The organism is Streptomyces sp. NPDC051243 (assembly GCF_044455405.1).
In the GTDB taxonomy this organism is placed as follows: Bacteria; Actinomycetota; Actinomycetes; order Streptomycetales; family Streptomycetaceae; genus Streptomyces.
The window spans coordinates 47,688-67,935 of sequence record NZ_JBITES010000012.1 but is presented as its reverse complement, the minus strand read 5'-3'; the positions used below and the strand labels follow the sequence as shown (position 1 = coordinate 67,935).

The 20,248-nt window shown below is 70.9% G+C and carries 14 protein-coding genes; 2 read left to right on the top strand and 12 right to left on the bottom strand.

Annotation, left to right across the window (positions count from 1 at the left end):
• Positions 1 to 34: 34 nt before the first annotated feature.
• The 6 genes from serA to ACIBAG_RS29305 form a co-directional block, all read right to left on the bottom strand.
• Complete coding sequence (serA, locus tag ACIBAG_RS29330; protein ID WP_399109054.1) at positions 35 to 1,624, bottom strand: phosphoglycerate dehydrogenase; 1,590 nt, start codon at positions 1,622 to 1,624, stop codon at positions 35 to 37.
• A gap of 229 nt (positions 1,625 to 1,853) precedes the next feature.
• Positions 1,854 to 2,852, bottom strand: a complete 999-nt coding sequence (ilvC, locus tag ACIBAG_RS29325) for a ketol-acid reductoisomerase (RefSeq protein WP_399109052.1) — start codon at positions 2,850 to 2,852, stop codon at positions 1,854 to 1,856.
• A 129-nt stretch (positions 2,853 to 2,981) separates the two neighbouring features.
• Entirely contained in the window at positions 2,982 to 3,506 is a 525-nt protein-coding gene (gene ilvN / locus ACIBAG_RS29320; protein ID WP_031485293.1) for an acetolactate synthase small subunit, read from the bottom strand.
• Between the two features lie 38 nt (positions 3,507 to 3,544).
• Entirely contained in the window at positions 3,545 to 5,401 is a 1,857-nt protein-coding gene (locus tag ACIBAG_RS29315; protein WP_399109050.1) for an acetolactate synthase large subunit, read from the bottom strand.
• A gap of 236 nt (positions 5,402 to 5,637) precedes the next feature.
• Positions 5,638 to 8,646 (bottom strand): putative bifunctional diguanylate cyclase/phosphodiesterase, encoded by a 3,009-nt coding sequence (locus ACIBAG_RS29310; protein ID WP_399109048.1) that lies wholly within the window; start codon positions 8,644 to 8,646, stop codon positions 5,638 to 5,640.
• A 451-nt stretch (positions 8,647 to 9,097) separates the two neighbouring features.
• On the bottom strand, positions 9,098 to 10,048 hold the full coding sequence (locus ACIBAG_RS29305) for a 2-hydroxyacid dehydrogenase (protein ID WP_399109046.1): 951 nt from the start codon (positions 10,046 to 10,048) through the stop codon (positions 9,098 to 9,100).
• Between the two features lie 162 nt (positions 10,049 to 10,210).
• On the opposite strand from ACIBAG_RS29305, the gene ACIBAG_RS29300 reads away from it, so the two are divergent.
• Positions 10,211 to 11,209: an aldo/keto reductase gene (locus ACIBAG_RS29300; RefSeq protein ID WP_399109044.1), complete on the top strand. Its 999-nt coding sequence runs from the start codon at positions 10,211 to 10,213 to the stop codon at positions 11,207 to 11,209.
• A gap of 574 nt (positions 11,210 to 11,783) precedes the next feature.
• Positions 11,784 to 12,932, top strand: a complete 1,149-nt coding sequence (locus ACIBAG_RS29295) for a PQQ-dependent sugar dehydrogenase (RefSeq protein ID WP_399109043.1) — start codon at positions 11,784 to 11,786, stop codon at positions 12,930 to 12,932.
• A gap of 10 nt (positions 12,933 to 12,942) precedes the next feature.
• On the opposite strand, the gene ACIBAG_RS29290 is transcribed toward ACIBAG_RS29295, so the two are convergent.
• The 6 genes from ACIBAG_RS29290 to ACIBAG_RS29265 form a co-directional block, all read right to left on the bottom strand.
• Positions 12,943 to 13,191, bottom strand: coding sequence for a DUF6191 domain-containing protein (locus ACIBAG_RS29290; RefSeq protein WP_399109042.1), 249 nt, complete (start codon positions 13,189 to 13,191; stop codon positions 12,943 to 12,945).
• Between the two features lie 38 nt (positions 13,192 to 13,229).
• Positions 13,230 to 16,310, bottom strand: a complete 3,081-nt coding sequence (locus ACIBAG_RS29285; RefSeq protein WP_399109041.1) for an AAA family ATPase — start codon at positions 16,308 to 16,310, stop codon at positions 13,230 to 13,232.
• A gap of 89 nt (positions 16,311 to 16,399) precedes the next feature.
• Positions 16,400 to 16,597, bottom strand: coding sequence for a hypothetical protein (locus ACIBAG_RS29280; RefSeq protein WP_399109040.1), 198 nt, complete (start codon positions 16,595 to 16,597; stop codon positions 16,400 to 16,402).
• A gap of 207 nt (positions 16,598 to 16,804) precedes the next feature.
• A complete protein-coding gene (locus ACIBAG_RS29275; protein WP_399109038.1) occupies positions 16,805 to 17,350 on the bottom strand; it encodes a hypothetical protein in 546 nt (181 codons plus the stop codon).
• 35 nt (positions 17,351 to 17,385) lie between these two features.
• A complete protein-coding gene (locus ACIBAG_RS29270) occupies positions 17,386 to 17,961 on the bottom strand; it encodes a GNAT family N-acetyltransferase (RefSeq protein ID WP_399109036.1) in 576 nt (191 codons plus the stop codon).
• Entirely contained in the window at positions 17,939 to 20,167 is a 2,229-nt protein-coding gene (locus tag ACIBAG_RS29265) for an MMPL family transporter (protein ID WP_399109034.1), read from the bottom strand. The genes ACIBAG_RS29270 and ACIBAG_RS29265 overlap by 23 nt, the downstream gene beginning before the upstream one ends.
• Between the last annotated feature and the right edge of the window lie 81 nt (positions 20,168 to 20,248).

Genomic DNA, 20,248 nt, shown 5'->3' with positions numbered 1-20,248 from the left:
GGTCTGGGGGCCGCAGGCCCCCGGGACGGCAACCTCAGGCGAGGTTCACCGCACGAGCGGACGTCGCCCCGATCTCCGCCGCGACCTCGGTCAGCACCCCGGAGGGCACCGTGTCGTCGACGGTGAGGACGGCGAGCGCCTCGCCACCGGCCACCGACCGCGACACCTGCATACCGGCGATGTTGATGCCGGCCTCGCCGAAGATACGGCCGACCGTGCCGACGACACCGGGACGGTCCTCGTACTTCAGGACGACCATGTGGTCGGCGAGCGCGAGGTCCACGTCGTAGTCGCCGACCGCGACGATCTTCTGCAGGTGCTTGGGGCCGGCCAGCGTGCCGGAGACCGACACCTCCTCGCCGTTGCCGAGCGTGCCGCGCACGGTGACGACGTTGCGGTGGTCGGTGGCCTCCGAGCTGGTGGTCAGCCGCACCTCGACACCGCGCTCCTGGGCGAACAGCGGGGCGTTGACGTACGACACCGTCTCGTCGACGACGTCCTCGAAGACACCCTTGAGGGCGCTGAGCTCCAGCACCTTCACATCGTGCTGGGTGATCTCGCCGTACACCTCGACGTCGAGGCGGACCGCGACCTCACCGGCGAGCGCCGTGAAGATACGGCCGAGGCGCTCGGCGAGCGGCAGACCCGGCTTGACGTCCTCGGCGATGACACCGCCCTGCACGTTCACCGCGTCCGGGACCAGCTCACCGGCGAGGGCGAGACGCACCGAGCGGGCGACGGCGATACCGGCCTTCTCCTGCGCCTCGTCGGTGGAGGCACCGAGGTGCGGGGTGGCGACGACCTGGTCGAACTCGAAGAGCGGCGAGTCGGTGCACGGCTCCTTGGCGTACACGTCCAGACCGGCGCCGGCGACGCGGCCCTCCTTCAGCGCCGAGTACAGCGCCTCCTCGTCGACGATGCCACCGCGCGCGGCGTTGACGATGCGCACGCTCGGCTTGACCTTGCGCAGCGCCTCGTCGCCGATGAGGCCGAGGGTCTCGGGGGTCTTGGGCAGGTGGACGGTGATGAAGTCGGAGACCTCGAGAAGCTCGTCCAGCGACAGCACCTTGACGCCCATCTGCGCGGCGCGCGCGGGCTGCACATAGGGGTCGTACGCGACGACCTTCATACCGAAGGCGGACATGCGCTGCGCGACGAGCGCACCGATGCGCCCGAGGCCCACGACGCCCAGCGTCTTCTCGGCCAGCTCGACGCCCGTGTACTTGCTGCGCTTCCACTCGCCGTTCTTCAGCGCGGCGTTGGCCTGCGGGATGTTGCGGGCGGTGGCGAGGAGGAGACCGCAGGCGAGCTCGGCGGCGGTCACGATGTTCGAGGTCGGGGCGTTGACGACCATCACGCCGGCCTTGGTGGCGGCGGAGACGTCGACGTTGTCCAGGCCGACGCCGGCTCGCGCCACGACCTTGAGCTTGTTCGCGGCGGCGATCGCCTCGGCGTCGACCTTGGTGGCGGAACGGATCAGGATCGCGTCCACGTCGGCGATGGCCGGGAGCAGCTCGGCTCGGTCCGCTCCGTTGCAGTGCCGGATCTCGAAGTCGGGGCCGAGCGCGTCCACGGTCGCGGGCGACAGCTCTTCGGCGATGAGTACGACGGGTTTCGAGCTCACGTGAGTCCTCACATGTCCATTGCGGACGGCCGTCCCGACGGCCGCTGGCGGTGGAGGGAAGGTGGCCGCGGAAGACGCACGACGCTGTGGGCCTGACGCGTATGTAGTACGGCAGTGTAGTGCCGTGACAGAGGTCGTCCTGCGCCTCTGCGGAAGGATCACCCGTCCGTGATGTGACGGGTTGGACAACGGGGCCGGAGCGAGCTGCTCCGGCCCCGTTGTCTGAGGCTTACGCCTCCTCGTTCACCCAGCTCATGAGCTTGCGCAGCTCCTTGCCGGTGGTCTCGAGCAGGTGCTCGGAGTCGGCCGTCTTGTACTCGTTGTACTTCTTCAGACCGCCGTGGTACTCGTCCATCCAGGCCTGGGCGAAGGTGCCGTCCTGGATCTCGGCGAGGACCTTCTTCATCTCGGCCTTGGTGGCGTCGGTGATGATCCGCGGGCCGGTGACGTAGTCGCCCCACTCGGCGGTCTCGGAGATCGACCAGCGCATCTTCTCCAGGCCGCCCTCGTACATGAGGTCCACGATCAGCTTGAGCTCGTGCAGGCACTCGAAGTACGCGATCTCGGGCTGGTAGCCGGCCTCGGTCAGCGTCTCGAAGCCGGCCTTGACCAGGGCGGCGGTGCCACCGCAGAGGACGGCCTGCTCGCCGAACAGGTCGGTCTCGGTCTCCTCGGTGAAGGTCGTCTTGATGACGCCGGCGCGGGTGCCGCCGATGCCCTTGGCGTACGACAGGGCGAGCGCGAAGGCGTTGCCGGTGGCGTCCTGCTCGACGGCGGCGATGCAGGGAACGCCGCGGCCCTCCTCGTACTGACGGCGCACCAGGTGGCCCGGGCCCTTCGGGGCGACCATGCAGACGTCGACGCCGGCCGGGGGCTTGATGAAGCCGTAGCGGATGTTCAGGCCGTGACCGAAGAACAGGGCGTCGCCGTCCTTCAGGTTCGGGGCGATGTGCTCCTCGTAGACCTGGGCCTGGATCGGGTCCGGGACGAGGATCATGATGACGTCGGCCTCGGCGGCGGCCTCCGACGGCGTCACCACGCGCAGGCCCTGCTCCTCGGCCTTCGCCTTGGACTTGGAGCCCTCGTGCAGACCGACGCGGACGTCGACACCCGAGTCACGGAGCGACAGCGCGTGGGCGTGGCCCTGGCTGCCGTAACCGATGACCGCGACCTTGCGGCCCTGGATGATGGACAGGTCGGCGTCGGCGTCGTAGAACAGCTCGGCCACTTTGGGTTCTCTCCTTGTGTGCAGGTGTTGCGTCCCACCGTATGACGGCGGGGGGAAGGGAAGTTTCGGGGTCTCGCTATACGGGCGGAATCCGGACGGCCGGTGTCACCCGGCCGTCCGAACGCGTCCCTATGCCGAGCGGTCGAGCGCGCGCAGCGACCGGTCGGTGATCGAACGCGCTCCGCGTCCGATCGCGATCGTGCCGGACTGGACGAGCTCCTTGATGCCGAACGGCTCCAGCATCTTCAGCATGGCCTCCAGCTTGTCGCTGGAGCCGGTGGCCTCGATGGTGACGGCCTCCGGGGAGACGTCGACCGTCTTGGCGCGGAAGAGCTGGACGATCTCGATGATCTGGGAGCGGGTCTCGTTGTCGGCGCGCACCTTCACCAGAACGAGTTCGCGCTGAACGGCCGAACCGGGCTCCAGCTCGACGATCTTCAGTACGTTGACCAGCTTGTTGAGCTGCTTGGTCACCTGCTCCAGCGGCAGGTCCTCGACGTTCACCACGATGGTGATGCGGGAGATGTCGGGGTGCTCGGTGACACCGACCGCGAGCGAGTCGATGTTGAAGCCGCGGCGGGAGAAGAGGGCGGCGATCCGGGCGAGGATGCCCGGCGTGTTCTCCACCAGGACGGAGAGCGTGTGCTTGGACATGGGGTCTCGTTCCTCTGCTTGATAAGTCCTGACGGCTCTCAGTCGTCTTCGTTGTCGCCGAAGTCGGGGCGGACGTCCCGGGCGGCCATGATCTCGTCGTTGGAGGTTCCGGCGGCGACCATCGGCCACACCATCGCGTCCTCGTGGACGATGAAGTCGACGACGACCGGGCGGTCGTTGATGGAGTTCGCCTCTTCGATGACCTTGTCGAGATCGGCCGGGTTCTCGCAGCGGATCGCGTAGCAGCCCATGGCCTCCGACAGCTTCACGAAGTCGGGGACGCGCGTGCCTGCGCTGGGCTGCTTGCCGTCCGCCTCCGGGCCCGAGTGCAGCACCGTGTTGGAGTAGCGCTGGTTGTAGAACAGGGTCTGCCACTGGCGGACCATCCCGAGGGCGCCGTTGTTGATGATGGCGACCTTGATCGGGATGTTGTTCAGGGCGCAGGTGGTGAGTTCCTGATTGGTCATCTGGAAGCAACCGTCACCGTCGATCGCCCAGACGGTCTGCTCCGGCGCGCCTGCCTTGGCGCCCATCGCGGCCGGGACCGCGTAGCCCATGGTTCCGGCACCGCCGGAGTTCAGCCAGGTGGCGGGCTTGTCGTACTGGATGAAGTGCGCGGCCCACATCTGGTGCTGGCCGACGCCCGCCGCGAAGATCGTGCCCTCGGGGGCGAGTTGGCCGATCCGCTCGATGACCTGCTGCGGGGACAGCGAGCCGTCCTCGGGCTGGTCGTAGCCGAGCGGGTAGGTCTCACGCCAGCGGGAGAGGTCCTTCCACCAGGCGCTGTAGTCGCCCTGGTGGCCGTCGGCGTGCTCCTTCTGGACGGCCTGGACGAGGTCGGCGATGACCTCGCGGGCGTCGCCGACGATCGGCACGTCGGCGGCGCGGTTCTTGCCGATCTCGGCCGGGTCGATGTCGGCGTGGACGATCTTGGCGTACGGGGCGAAGCTGTCCAGCTTGCCGGTGACGCGGTCGTCGAAGCGGGCTCCGAGGGCGACGATCAGGTCGGCCTTCTGCAGCGCGGTGACGGCGGTGACCGCACCGTGCATGCCCGGCATCCCCACGTGCAGCGGGTGGCTGTCGGGGAATGCGCCGAGCGCCATCAGGGTGGTGGTGACGGGCGCTCCGGTGAGTTCGGCGAGGACCTTCAGCTCGGCGGTGGCGCCGGCCTTGATGACACCGCCGCCGACGTAGAGGACGGGCCGCTTGGCGTTGGTGATCAGCTTGGCGGCCTCGCGGATCTGCTTGGCGTGCGGCTTGGTGACGGGCCGGTAGCCGGGCAGGTCCATGGTGGGCGGCCAGGAGAAGGTGGTCTTCGCCTGGAGGGCGTCCTTGGAGATGTCGACCAGGACCGGGCCGGGGCGGCCGGTGGCGGCGATGTGGAACGCCTGCGCGATCACCCGCGGGATGTCCTCCGCCTTGGTGACGAGGAAGTTGTGCTTGGTGATCGGCATGGTGATGCCGACGATGTCCGCCTCCTGGAAGGCGTCCGTGCCGATCGCCTTGGAGGAGACCTGCCCGGTGATCGCCACGAGCGGCACCGAGTCCATGTGCGCGTCGGCGATCGGCGTGACCAGGTTGGTGGCGCCGGGGCCGGAGGTCGCCATGCAGACGCCGACCTTGCCGGTGGCCTGCGCGTAGCCGGTGGCGGCGTGGCCGGCGCCCTGCTCGTGGCGGACCAGGACGTGGCGGACCTTGGTGGAGTCCATCAGCGGGTCGTACGCCGGCAGGATCGCACCGCCCGGAATGCCGAATACCGTGTCGGCGCCGACCTCCTCGAGCGAACGGATGAGGGACTGCGCACCCGTGACGTGCTCGGGGGCGGACTGCTGTCCTCCGGATCGGGGCCGCGGCTGCGGATTATGGGCCCCGGTGGCCTGCTCGGTCATCGGCATTCTCTTCTCGATGCTGAGGGTTTTTGCGAAGTTTGAGCGGAGTTTCGATGCTGCACGACTGGTGCCTGTGCAACAAAAAACCCCTCGTGCCAAAAGGCAAGCGAGGGGAGCGCGCCGGTGTGGTCGCTGGGAGTTCCGGGTCCATCCGGACGTCACCAGCCTTAGCCGACGCGCTTTCCAAGTACGAGAATTCGGGTGCGCATGGCACTGACCCTCCCCCCGGCACACACCCACTGTCAAGTGGGTGGGACGGGAGTCTCATTATGTGAGCGAAGGGCACTTCCGCCTCCGAGAACAGCGGTCACACCACTGGTGTACACCCCTGCCCCACCGCCCGCGAACGCCGGCTCCACCGGTCCGTGCGGCACCGGATAGTGGCCGGAACTGAGCGCCCGGCGCAGCCGGTACTCGTCCAGCGGCCCGGCGAACGCCATGCCCTGCCCGTGTGTGCACCCCATCGCGCGCAGGGCGACGACCTGCTCCGGCAGGTCCACACCGTCGGCCACGGACTGCAGCCCGAGGTCGCCGGCGATCCGCAGCAGCCCACTGGTGATCTTGTGCAGCCGCGCGGACTCGACGACCCCCTCGACCAGACCGCGGTCGAGCTTGAGGATGTCGACGGGGAGCCTGCGCAGGGCCGTGATCGCGCCGTATCCGCTGCCGAAGCCGTCCAGGGCGACCCGGACACCGACTCTGCGCAGGCCGCTCAGGCGGCGCTCCAGTTCGTCCAGCGGGATGCGGGGGTCGAGGTCGGACATCTCGATGATCAGCGACCCGGACGGCAGCCCGTGCCGGGTCAGCAGCGCCTCGATGGAGCCGAGCGGCATCGACCGGTCCAGCAGCCGGCGCGCGCTCATCCGCACGGCGACGGGGACCGCGAGCCCGGTCGCGGTGCGCTCCGCGGCCTGCTCGACGGCCTCCCGGAGCATCCAACGGCCCAGCTCGGCGGTCTTGTCGCTGTCCTCGGCCACCCGCAGGAACTCGGCGGGCGTGAACAGCACCCCTTGCGAGGACCGCCAGCGCGCCTGGGCGGCGACCGATGTGATCCGGCCGTCCGCGAGGCACACCACCGGCTGGTGCAGCAGGGCGAACTCGCCGTCGTGCAGCGCGGCGCGCAGACGCGTGGCCAGCTCCGCCTTGCGTACGACGTCCTGCTGCATCTGCGGCTTGTACAGCTCGACGCGGCCCTTGCCGCCCGCCTTGGCGCGGTACATGGCCAGGTCGGCGTTGCGCAGCAGCTCGCCCGCTCCGAGGCCGGGCTCGGCGAAGGCCACGCCGATGGATGCGTTGACCCGGACATCGTTGCCGTCGATGAGGTACGGCTGTGACAGCGTCGCCCTGAGGCGATCGGCGAGCTCCACGATGTGGCGTTCACGGGCGGCGCGGTCCCGGGTGTTGTCCCCGGCGATCAGGGCCGCGAACTCGTCGCCGCCCAGCCGGGACGCGGTGTCCCCGTGCCGGACCGCCTCCTGGAGTCTGCGGGCGGCCTGGACGAGCAGTTCGTCCCCGGCCTGGTGTCCGATCGTGTCGTTGACGCCCTTGAAGCCGTCGAGGTCGATGAAGAGGACGGCCGTGTTGCGCAGGGCGAGGCCCCGGTCGGTGGCTCGGCGGCCGGACAGGGCCTGCTGGACGCGCTTGGTGAACAGCGCGCGGTTGGGCAGGTCGGTGAGCGGGTCGTGCTCGGCGTTGTGCTGGAGCTGCGCCTGCAGGCGCACTCTTTCGGTCACGTCCCGGCTGTTGAAGATGAGGCCGCCGTGGTGCCGGTTGACGGTCGACTCGACATTGAGCCAGCCGCCCTCGCCGGACCGGAAGCGGCATTCGATGCGCGTAGTGGGTTCCTCGAGTGGGCTGGCGGCGAGGAAGCGGCGCACCTCGTGCACCACGCAGCCCAGGTCCTCCGGGTGGATGAGATTGGCCAGTTCCGTACCCACCAGCTCCTCGGCGGTACGGCCGTAGACCCCGGCGGCGGCCGGGGAGACGTACCGGAGGATGCCGTTGGTCGCGGCGATCATGATGACGTCGCTGGAGCCCTGCACCAGGGAGCGGAAGTGGTTCTCCTTCTGCGCCAGTTCCTGGGTGAGGGTGATGTTGTCGAGCAGCATGATGCCCTGGCGCACCACGAGGGCGAGCACGACGGTGCCGCCGGTGATGAGCACGACACGGTCGACGCTGCGGCCGTTGAGGACGTTGTAGAGGATCCCCAGCGTGCAGACGGCGGCGGCCAGATAGGGCGTGAGCGCGGCCAGGGAGCCGGCGATCGGCCGGGTGACCGGGTACCGGGTGTGATCACCCGCCTGCGCGGGCGTGTGGTGGTGGTGGATTCCGGCGCGCTGGCCGGGCACGTGCTCGTGCACCACACGCGTGTGCCCCGTGTGCTGCCGCTCGGCCTCGCCGCGCCCGTGCCGGGGCGCGGCCCAGGGGGCGTACGCCAGGAGCAGCGAGCCGGCGAACCAGCCGGCGTCGAGCAGCTGGCCCGAGCGGTAGCTGTTGTGCAGCAGCGGCGAGGTGAACAGGGCGTCGCACATCACGGTCAGGGCGAGCGCGCCGATCGCGGTGTTGATCGCGGTGCGGTTCGCCGACGAGCGGCGGAAGTGCAGCGCGAGCACCATGCTGACCAGGGCGATGTCGAGCAGCGGGTAGGCGAGCGAGAGCGCGGTGTGCGCCACGCTGGCGTCCGAGTCGATCTTGGCCGCCTGGGCCAGGGCGAGGCTCCACGCCAGCGTCAGCAGCGAGCCGCCGATCAGCCAGGCGTCCAGCCCGAGGCAGATCCAGCCGGCCTTGGTCACCGGACGCTTGGCGAGCACCAGGAGCCCCACGATGGCGGGCGGCGCGAAGCACAGGAAGAACCCGTCGGCGTAGGACGGGGTGGGCACGGGCCGCCCCAGGACGACCTCGTACCACCCCCAGACCAGGTTGCCGAGGGCCGCCATCGCCGAGGAGAGGGCGAACAGCAACCAGGCGGGTCGAAAGCGGATACGGCCGCTACGGGCGTAGCGGAAGCAGGACACGGCGGCGGCGCCGGCCGCGGCGGCCAGCCCGAAGTCGCCCATGATCAGCGCGAGTTGGTCCGAACCCCAGCCGAGCGCGGAACCGACGGCGTATCCCGCGCACACCAGGGCCAGAACGAGTTGCGGCATCAGCCCCGAGCCGCGACCGCAGGACGACAGACGGGGCAGCATCGCGGACGGCGAGGGCCGTACCCGCAGCGCCGAGTCGAGGGTGGTCGTGGGGGGCGGCGGGCTCACCGGGCCCTCCCGGTCCGCGCCGCTCCCGGGTCCCGAGTGTCCCGGGGCGCCGGCTGCTCATGCCGCCTGCGGCCGCTGTGCCTGCGCTGGTGATGGCTGTGACGGCAGCCGTGGCTGTCGTGGTGGCCGCGTCTGCGCGCGGCCGTACCCCAGGGTCGCCGTCGGCGGCCCCGCCGCGTCGGTTCGCTCGTCCATTGGCCGTGCATCGCCCGTCGCCCCCCTCACAAATCTGAAATGTCCATCCCCGGCGCCGACGGTGCGCGGCGCAACCCCTGTCCGGACGATACACCAGTCTCGTCACTCAGGGACATAGCGCCTCTACGCTCCGTGACGACCAGCGCATATGCGAGTACGGACCGCTTCCGTAGGGTTGCGGAGGGTACTCGAACCGGATGTAGAGGCTGTTACGCGCGGCGTGCGCGGCACCCGCGCGATGCTCGGCCCGTGAGCGTCACGCGTGCGTCGCGCCCGTCGTAAGGATCACGTTGCGCAGGGGCTCCCGGTTCACGTAACGACTCAACTGGTCCACCAGCAGCCGCTTGGCGCGCGGCAGGAACGCGGATGTCGGCCCGCCCACGTGCGGGCTGATCAGCACGCCCGGCGCACGCCACAGGGGGTGTTCGCGCGGGAGCGGTTCGGGATCGGTGACGTCCAGGGCGGCGGTGATGCGTCCGGTCTCCAGCTCGGCGAGCAGCGCCTTGGTGTCGACCACGGCTCCGCGGGCGACGTTGACCAGCAGAGCGCCGTCCTTCATGCGGGCCAGGAAGTCGGCGTTCACCAGGTGGCGGGTGGTGTCCGTCAGGGGCGTGCACAGGATGACGACGTCCGCTTCGGGGAGCAGAGCGGGCAGTTCGGTGAGCGGATGCACGGGTCCGCGCGCCGTGGTGCGCTCAGAGCGCGCGATGCGCGCCACCCGCGCCAGTTCAAAAGGTGCGAGCCGGTCCTCGATCGCGGCCCCGATCGCGCCGTATCCCACGATGAGGACGTTCTTGTCGGCCAGCGCGGGCCGGAACCCGCCGAGCCACTCCCCCTTGTCCTGCGCCCGCACGAAGTCGGGGACACCGCGCAGTGAGGCGAGGATCAGGGTGAGCGTGAGTTCACCGGTGCTCGCCTCGTGCACCCCGCGCGCGTTGCACAGCCGCACGCCCGGGCGCAGGTACCTGAGACCCGGTTCCACGTGGTCGGTGCCCGCGGAGAGGGTCTGCACGACCTCCACGGAGCTCATCTCCGGCAGGGGGCGCTGTCCGAGCGCGGGCGGCTTCATGTACGGGACGACGTAGAAAACGCACGCGGCCGGGTCGGCGGGAAACTCCTCGGCGCCGTCCCAGAAGCGGTAGTTCGGGCCCTCCGGGAGGCCCTCGATCTCTTCCGGCGGGATGGGGAGCCATACGTCAGCAGTCATGGTCAGGAGGCTAGGGCCTCCCCGGCGGACCAGGTCGGCTTCGAGCAAATGTGCGTGCCAGGGTTCGCGACGCCGACAGGGTCCGCCGGGGAGGCCCTAGGTCAGGCGAACGGGTGTGCAGAGGTTAGGTTGGGGTGCCGGAAGAGGGAGGGTTACGCCCAGGTGGAGCGCAGGACGATCGGCGCGGCGGCACTCGCGGTGGGAGCCGTCGGGCTCGGGTGCATGCCGATGAGCTGGGCCTACAGCTCGTCGCGCCAGCGGGGCGAGGAGTCGCTCAGGGCGGTGCACCGGGCCCTCGATCTCGGCTCGACGCTGCTGGACACCGCCGACATGTACGGTCCGTTCACCAACGAGCTGCTGGTGGGGCGGGTGTTGAAGGAGCGCCGCCAGGACGCGTTCGTCTCGACGAAGGTCGGGCTGCTGGTCGGCGAGCAGCACATCGTGGCCAACGGCCGCCCCGGCTATGTGAAACGGGCCTGCGACGCCTCACTGCGCCGTCTGCAGACGGACGTGATCGACCTCTACCAACTGCACCGCGCGGACCCGGAGGTCCCCGTCGAGGAGACGTGGGGCGCGATGGCGGAGCTCGTCCAGGCCGGAAAGGTACGGGCATTGGGGCTGTGCGCGGTGGGCGCGCGAGGCGGCCGGCGCTCGGGAGCGCGTCTGCACGACGCGACGATCCGGCAGTTGCAGCGGGTGCAGCAGGTCTTCCCGGTGAGCGCCGTGCAGGCGGAGCTGTCGGTGTGGTCGCCGGAGGCGCTGGAGACGCTGGTGCCGTGGTGCGAGGCGCGCGGCGTCGGCTTCCTGGCGGCCATGCCCCTGGGCAACGGCTTCCTGACCGGCACACTCACCCCCGGCGAGGGCTTCGAACCGGACGACGTACGCGCCCGGCACCCGCGCTTCACCGCGGAGATGATGGCGTCGAACCAGCCGATAGTCGTCGGCCTGCGCCGAATAGCGGGCCGGCACGGGGAGGGGGTCACGCCCGCGCAGGTGGCGCTGGCCTGGGTGCTGGCGCAGGGGCGGCACGTGGTCGCGGTGCCCGGGGCCAAGCAGGAGCGCTGGGTGACGGAGAACGCGAGGGCCGAGGGATTGCGGCTGACCACGGAGGACCTGGCCGAGGTGGCAGAGCTGCCGGGGGCGCGGGGATCCTGGGACTGACGCCGCAAGGGCCGCGGGGCTGATGCCACGGGGGTCGTGGCACTGACGCCGCGAGGTCGTGGCGCGGACGCCGCGAGGTCGTGGCGCGGACGCCGCGAGGGTCGTGGCACTGACGCCGCGAGGGTCGTGGCACTGACGCCGCGAGGTCGTGGCACTGACGCCGCGAGGTCGTGGCGCGGACGCCACGGGGGTCGTGGCACGGACCCCGCGAGGGTCGTGGCACTGACGCCGCACGGGCCGGTGACTGAAAGCGCACGGGTTCCGGGACTGGAACCGCAGGCATCACGGGACTGGAACCGCAGGGACCCGGGGCTGAAATCGCAGGCATCACGGGACTGGAACCGCAGGGACCCGGGGCTGAAATCGCAGGCATCACGGGACTGGAACCGCAGGCGTTCCGGACCGGAACCGCAAGAACGGGGGACTGATCTTCGCCCGGTTCCGGGCGAAAACCGGCCAGGCGCCGGAGCACGGTGGTTCGACATTCACTGACCGGGAACCTGTGGGGCGCGAGCGGTGTAAGAAGAGTAGAACCCGCCGCGTCGAAGGGACCGTGATCGTGCAAGGTCGAGTCGTGACGGCCGTACTGGCCGCGGCCGCACTCCTGCTTACGGCCGGCTGTTCCTCCGACGACGGGGGATCACCGGGCGAGGGCGGGAGCGCGGCGCCGAGCAGCAGTGCGGCGGCGGGGTCGTCGCCCGGCCCGGCCGCCGAGGAGACCCCGCCGGCGAAGGGTTCCGTCAAGGTGGTGCGCACCGTCGCCGAGGGCCTCAACACGCCCTGGGGCCTGGCCCCGCTCCCCGACGGGGACCTGCTCGTCTCCTCCCGCGACGAGGCCACGATCACCCGGGTCGACGGGGAGACCGGCAAGAAGACCGAGCTGGGTGAGGTGCCGGGAGTCTCACCCGCGGGCGAGGGCGGCCTGATGGGCCTGGCGCTGTCGCCGGACTACGCCTCGGACCGCATGGTCTACGCGTACTTCACCTCGGCCTCGGACAACCGCATCGTCCGCATGCTGTACGACGAGCGGAAGCCGTCCGGCGAACAGCTGGGCGCGCCCGACACGATATTCAGGGGCATCCCCAAGGGCTTCATCCACAACGGCGGCCGGATCGCCTTCGGCCCGGACAAGATGCTGTACGCGGGCACGGGCGAGAGCGGTGACACCGGGCTGTCCCAGAACAAGCAGTCCACCGGCGGCAAGATCCTGCGCCTGACGCCGGAAGGCGAACCGGCCCCCGGCAACCCCTTCCCCGACTCCCCCGTGTACTCGTACGGCCACCGGAATGTGCAGGGCCTGGCGTGGGACGCGAAACAGCGCCTGTTCGCCTCGGAGTTCGGCCAGGACACCTGGGACGAGCTGAACGCGATCAAGCCGGGCGACAACTACGGCTGGCCGGAGGTCGAGGGCAGGTCCGAAGGCAGCGAGTACCACAACCCGCTGGCCCAGTGGGGCACCGACGAAGCCTCCCCCAGCGGCATCGCCTACGCCGAGGGCTCCGTCTGGATGGCCGGCCTGAAGGGCGAGCGCCTGTGGCGCGTTCCGCTGAACGGCACGGAGGCCTCGGCGGACCCGCAGGCGTTCCTGCGGGGCGAGTACGGCCGCCTGCGCACGGTCGTCGCGGCGGGCGGCGACAAGCTGTGGGTGACGACGAGCAACACGGACGGACGGGGCGACCCCAAGGACGGGGACGACCGGATTCTGGAGGTGCAGGTGAGCTGAGCGCCGCTCACTACTCTCCGTCGGTCTCCTCCCCGTCGGTCTCCTCCCCGCTGACCTCTTCCCCGTCGGCCTCTTCCCCGCCGGTCTCCTCCGCGGACGGCTCGGCCCGCCGTACGACCACCTTCCCGGACGCGAGATCTATCGGCCCACGCCCCGGGTCGTTGTCCCCGACGTCCTCGCGGGTCAGTTCCAGACGGTTCTGCTCGTCGCGGGTGTGCTTGCGGCCGGGGGCGAAGAGCTCCTCGAAGGCGTTGAACACGCGACCTCCCTTGACCGGCGTCCCTTACAGCGTAAACGTCAGCTTCTCGTTCCGGATGTGACAGTTTCAGCCGAGAACAACCCCATCCGATGAGCCACCGCGGCCGCTTCCCCCCTGCCCGAGACGCCGAGCTTTCCGAGGATGTTCGACACATGAACGCTGGCGGTCTTCGGGGAGATGAAGAGCGCCTCGGCGATCTGGCGGTTGGTGCGGCCTTCGGAGACCAGGCGCAGGACATCCCGTTCGCGGGTGGTGAGACCGAGGGAGTCGGCCGGGTCGGTCGGGGGTGGGGGCGGGGCAGCCGTGAGGGAGATGCGGGCTCGCCGGGCCAGGTGGGCCGCGGCGTCGGCGAGGGGTCGGGCTCCCAGGTGGGTGGCGGTGGCCCGGGCCAGGCGGAGCAGTTCCGTGGCGCGGGCGCGCTCGTCGTCGCCGCCGGGCACGAGCAGGGCCTCGGCGAGGCGGTGACGGACCCGGGCGAGGTCGTAGGGGCGTTCCAGGGCTTCGAAGGCGGTCACCACGTCCGACCAGGTGTCGGGAGCGGCCCGGCTCTCGGCGCGGTCGAGCTCGGCTCGGGTCCACTTCTCATAGGCCAGCCACAGGGGAGCGCCCGTGGTGAGCTTGCGGACGGCCTCGAAGAGCCGTTCCAGGAAGGCGGCGCGGCCCTCCTGCGCGGCGGGCAGGTCGCGGGCGTCGGACTCGGCTACGGCGGCGGCCAGCAGCAGCGGCCAGGCGTAGCGCTGGGTGCCCGGCGGGAAACCGGCGCTCAGGGCCCGGTCGGCCTCGGCGCGGGCGTCGAGGAAACGGCCCTCGGCGGCGGCTGTGCCGATGGTGAGGCAGGACATCGGCAGGTTGTTCTGCGGCATGGGGTCGTGTGTGCCGTAGGAGGCGCGGGCGCCCGCGAGTTGGCGGGTGGCCTCGGCGAGGTCGCCGCGGGCGAGGGCGAGTTGGGCGAGGTGGTTGGAGGCCCCGCCGCGCGGCTTGGCGGACTGACCGGTGCGCTGGGCGTTGACCGCGGCCTCGGCGGCCTCCTCCCAACGGCCCAGGGAGAGCAGTGACTCGGCGAGGTTCGCCCAGATCCAGGCCTCGGAGTCGCGCAGGCCCCACTTCTGGGTCAGCCGCAGGCCTTCGCGCAAAAGCCCCGCGGCCTCCTCGGAGCGGCCGATGCCTTCCAGGACGGACGGCAGGTTCACATGGCTGCGCCCGACGACAGCGGCGAGGCCGCGCGCCAGTACCTCGGCCCTGACCTCGTACATCTGGGCCAGTCCGGTCTCGATCTGCCCGGCGTCGACCATGAGTCCGCCGAGTGTGAGGCGTGCGTTCAGCTCGATGCCCTCGGCGCCCACCATGCGCGCGTACTCGACGGCGCGCTCGGCGGCCGACATGGCGTCGGGGCCGGGGGCGCGCAGCATCGACCAGTTGGCCGCGGCGGCGAGTACCTCGGCGTGCACCTCGGACGGTGGCAGGCCGCGCACGAGTTCCTGCGCGGTGCCCAGTTCCTTCCAGCCGTCGCCGCGTGCCAGCGCCTGGACCAGCCGGGAGCGCTGAACCCAGAACCAGGCGGCGCGCAAGGGGTCTTCGTCGTCCTCCAGCAGGTGCAGGGCCCGCTTGGTGATCTTCAGGGCGCGTTCGCGCTCCCCGCAGAGCCTGCCGGCGACGGCGGCCTCGGCCATCAGGTCGAGGTAGTGCAGGGGGGCGGTGGCGGGGTCGCGGCCGCTGGCGGTTTCCCCATGTCCTTCGGACAGTTGGGGAGGGTAGACCTCGGTGTAGTCGACGGGGCGCAGCGTGGCCCGTACGTCCTCGGGGGCGGCGTCCCACAGCTCCATCGCGCGTTCCAGCAGCCGCAGTTGTTCGGAGTGGGCGTGCCGGCGGCGGGCGGTGACGGAGGCGTCCAGAACGGCGGGCAGGGCCTTGGCCGGGTCGTGGGCGTGGTACCAGTAGCTGGCCAGCCGCATGACGCGCTCGGCGGCGGGGACGAGTGTCGGGTCGGCTTCCAGGGCTTCGGCGTAGCGGCGGTTGAGGCGGGAGCGCTCGCCGGGCAGCAGGTCGTCGCCGACGGCCTCGCGGACCAGGGAGTGCCGGAAGCGGTAGCCGTCGCCGCCGGGCGCGGCGATGAGGATGTTGACGTTCACGGCGGCCCGCAGCGCCTCGATGAGGTCGTCCTCGGCGAGCCCCGCGACCGCGGCGAGCAACCGGTACTCGACGGTGGAGCCGCCCTCGGCGACGATCCGGGCGACCCGCTGGGCGCTCTCGGGCAGTCTCTCGACGCGGACCAGGAGCAGGTCGCGCAGGGAGTCGGTGAGGCCGGTGCGGCAGCCCTCGTGGGCGGCGACGGCGAGTTCCTCGACGAAGAAGGCGTTGCCGTCGGAGCGTTCGAAGATCTCGTCGACCTGGGCCGGGTCGGGTTCGTGGGCGAGGATGCCGGCGATCTGCCGGCCGACCTCGACGCGGTTGAAGCGGCCGAGTTCGATACGGCGGACCGTGCGCAGCCGGTCGAGTTCGGCGAGGAGCGGGCGCAGCGGGTGGCGGCGGTGGATGTCGTCGGAGCGGTAGGTGGCCAGGACGACCAGGCGGCCGGTGCGCAGGGTGCGGAAGAGGTAGGAGAGGAGGTGGCGGGTGGAGGCGTCGGCCCAGTGCAGGTCCTCCAGTGCGACCACGACGGTGCGGCCGGCGGCGACGCGCTCCAGGAGGCGGGCGGTGAGTTCGAAGAGGCGGGCCATGCCCTCCTCGTCGGAGCGGTCCGCTCCGCGGGGTTGAGCAGATTCACCCAACTCGGGGAGCAACCTGGCCAGTTCCTCCTCCTGACCGGCCGCGGCTGCCGTCAGTTCCTCGGGCAGTTCGCGGCGCAGGGCGCGCAGCGCGGTGGAGAACGGGGCGAACGGCAGGCCGTCGGCGCCGATCTCGACGCAGCCGCCGAACACGACGACGGCGCCCTCGCGGGTGGCGGCACCGGCGAACTCCTCGACGAGGCGGGTCTTGCCGACCCCGGCTTCTCCCCCGATCAGCAGCGCCTGGGGGTCGCCCGCGGCGGCTCGGGCGAGGGCGTCGTTCAGTGTCTCCAACTCGGCTGCGCGGCCGACGAACACGGGGCTTACGGAGCGGCTCTCCATGGGCTTGAGCATCACATGCCGTGCTGACAGACCGGCACCGGTTTTCCGGGGACCGCCGCCCCCAGACCCCCGCTTCGGCCCCGAATGACCGGAACCGACCATCACGCGGCACGCGGGTACCGGTGCCTGCGGCGGCGGGATGTATGCGCTTCCGTCTCCGCCGCACCTTCAGCGGAGTGTTCCACGGCCTCGCGGCGGGCCTCACGACGGGCGCGGACGGCCGCGCGGGCCAGGCGCTCGTGCTCGGCCTGGCGGATCAGTTCGGCGGAACGGATGCGGTGGAGCTCGTACTCGTACATGGCGGATACCTCGTACGTCCTGGTGGGAGTCGGGTCTGGGCGTCGCCTGCCGCGACGCTTCGACCTTCGTCTGCCAGGCGGGTCCGCCGCATCGGGAGAGTTCCGCATCTTCGCCGGCGGGTGGGGCCTTAGGCAGGCGTGAGGGGCCTCAGTGCGCCGTACGAGGTGCTTACGGCGGCTCTGAGACCCCTCGGGAGCTGCGGTGGCTCAGCCAGCTGACGGCAGACCGAGCAGGGCGTCGGTGTACTTGAGCACGGCCAGCAGCAGGCCGATGACGCCGAGCGTGACGCCGCCCCAGGCGACCGACTTGATCCAGGGGGCCTGCGGCCTGCCGGGCGTGCCGAACGCGGGACGGGCGAGCACCACGACGCCGACGATCAGCGCGGCCAGCGCGAACAGGCCGGCCCACAGGGCGGAGGTCTGCCAGGCATCGCCGTAGACCTCCTTGATCTGCTTGGCGACGCTCGCGTTCGAGGCGGTCTCCAGCTGGCCGACGAGGGTCTCGCGCGCGGCGGCGACCGTACCGATCCAGCCTCCGGTCAGGGAGACGAGCCCGAGCGCCGCGGAGACGACCGCGCCCGCGCCCTGCCCGACGCCGGAGGTGGCCGCTTCCGTCGCCTCGGCGGCCACCTCCTCCTCGTGTCCGTCCCCGTCGACGACGTCGGCCTCGGCCTCGGTCGCCTTGGTGACGTCCACGTTCTCGTCGTCGGTCTTGGCCTCGGCCACGGTCTCGTCCACTGTCCTCGTTCCCATGTCTCGCACCGTACGGACGCTCTCTGAGAGGTGTCTTAATGATCGTTGTGTGCGGCACGCGCGCGTGCTTCACGCCACTCCGGGGCGAGGATCGACCACACCTCCATGTCGTGCCGCACCCCACGATAGGGGTGCGCCTGCCGGTGTACTCCGTCGCGGGTCATTCCGAGGCGCCGGGCGACGTTCAGGCTGGGCGTGTTGCCGGAGGCGGCGACCCATTCGACGCGGTGGATGCCGCGCTGCTCGACGGCGAAGTCGATGAGCACACGCATCGCGCGCGTGACCAGTCCGCGTCCGGCGGCAGCGGGCTCCAGCCAGCAGCCGACCTCGCAGTTGCCGTTCTCCGCGTCGAAGTTGAGGAAGAGCACGCCCCCCACGAGTTTGCCCTCCAGCCACAGGCCGTGCAGCGAGCCGGTGTCGGCGGCGCGCATGTCTGCGTACCGCTGGAGCATCGCCCGTGCGGAGGCCTCGTCCGTCGCCTTGGCGCCGAAGGCGATGAACTGGTTGATGAACTCCCTCCCCCGTTCCAGGTGAGCCACGAGCTCCTCGGCGTGCCAGGGTTCCAGCGGACGCAGCTCCGCTCCGTCGTCACCCAGCGATATCGCGTACATCTCCCCGTTGCCCCTTCTCCAGTTCGGCCACGACGTCGGTGAGCCTCTCATGGGCGGCGCGGGACTCGGGCGGCTCGATGCTGATGCGGGGCATGCTCTTGTCGAGCCAGCGGGGCAGCCACCAGTTGGCGCCGCCGAGCAGGTGCATCAGGGCGGGGACGAGGAGCGTGCGCAGGACGAAGGCGTCAAGGGCGACGGCGGCGGCGAGGGCGATGCCGAACATGGCGATCACGCGGTCGCCGCTGAGGACGAAGGCGAGGAAGACCGAGATCATGATGACGGCGGCGGAGTTGATCACCCGGCTGGTCTCGGCGAGGCCGACCCGGACGGCCCGCCGGTTGTCGCCGGTCTCCAGCCACTCCTCGTACATCCGGCTGACCAGGAAGACCTGGTAGTCCATGGAGAGGCCGAAGAGGACCGAGACCATGATGACCGGGAGGAACGGTTCGATCGGGCCCGCGCGGCCCAGGCCCAGCCACTCGCTCCCCCAGCCCCACTGGAAGATCGCGACGACGACTCCGAAGGCGGCGGCGACCGCGGCCACGTTCATCGCGGCGGCCTTCAGCGGGATGCCGACGGACCGGAAGGCGAGCAGGAGCAGCAGACAGCCCAGGCCGATCACGACGCCGACGAACAGCGGCAGCTTGCCGACGATGACGTCGGCGAAGTCGTCGTAGCCCGCCGTCATGCCGCCGACGTGCACATCGAGCGAGGTGCCGGTCTCGGCGCGCGGCAGGATCTCGTCGCGGAGCCGGTCGACGAGGTCGCTGGTCTGCCGCGACTGCGGGGAGGACTCCGGTACGACGGTGAGGTACGCGGTGTCGCCGCCGGAGTTGTACGTCACCGGGGTCACCGACGCGACGCCCTCGGTGCCGCGCAGGGTGGCGTCGAGGTTGTCGAGGGCGAGCTTGTCGTCACCGCCGTCGACCTCGGTGACCAGGGTGAGGGGGCCGTTCACGCCGGGGCCGAAGCCGTCGGCGAGGAGGTCGTAGGCCTGGCGGGTGGTGGAGGACTCCGGGTCGTTGCCCTGGTCCGAGGTGCCCAGGCGCAGGCCCAGGGTGGGAAGTGCGAGGACCGTGATGACGGCCAGGGCGATCGCGCCGAGCGCCTTGGGGTGGCGCTCCACGAACGCCGACCAGCGGGCGGCGAACCCGGTGGGCAACTCCGGCTCGGGGCCGTGCTCGGCGAGCCGGCGCCGTTCGCGGCGGCTGAGGGCGCGCATGCCGATGAAGGACAGCAGGGCGGGCAGCAGGGTCACGGAGGCGGCGACCGTGAGAACCACGGTCAGCGAGGCGGCGATCGCGACGCCGTTGAGGAAGCTGAGCCGGAGGATCAGCATCCCGAGCAGGGCTATGCACACGGTCGCGCCCGCGAAGACCACGGCCCGCCCGGTGGTGGCCACGGCGTTGGTGATCGACTCGGTGACGGGCAGCCCGCGTTTCAGCCCACGCCGGTGCCGGGTGACGATGAACAGCGCGTAGTCGATGCCGACCCCGAGCCCGATCAGCATGCCGAGCATGGGCGCGAAGTCGGCCACCGTCATGGCGTGCCCGAGGAGCGCGATCCCGGCGTACGCGGTGCCGACGCCGACCAGCGCGGTGGCGATGGGCAGCAGCGAGGCGGCGAGCGAGCCGAAGGCGAGGAAGAGCACCACCGCGGCGACGGCCACCCCGACGACCTCGGCGAGATGCCCGCCGGTCGACTCGGTGAGCCCCACGGCACTGCCGCCCAGCTCCACCTGGAGCCCGTCGGCCTCGGCGTCCCTGGCGGCGTTCACGACGGCCCGCGCCTCGCCCTCGTCGAGGTTCTCGGCGCTGTCGTGGAAGGTCACGGTGGCGTACGCCGTGTGCCCGTCCTCGCTGATCTGGGCGCCGCCCTGCTTGCCGTACGGGCTGCCGACGGCCGCGACGCCCGGCAGCTCCGCGATCTCGTCCAGGGCGCGGGTCATGGTCTGCTCGACGTCGGCGGCGCGGACGGTGCCGGACGTGGTGTGCCAGACAACGGTGTCACTGTCGCCGCCGAGACCGGGGAAGCCGTCCTCGAGGAGCTGGGTGGCGCGGCCGGACTCGGTGCCCGGGACGTGGTAGTCGTTCGAGTACGCGGTGCCCGTGACGGTGGCGGCCGCGGCCACTGCGCCGAAGGCGAGCAGCCAGAGCAGTACGGCGACGAGGCGGCGTTGGACACACCAGCGTGCAAGAGCTGCCACGAACGTGCTCCCGGGACGATTTGTGGATCTTTGGCCGGGAACCGTCGTTCATGAAGTGAACAGCCCGCAAAGAACGCATGA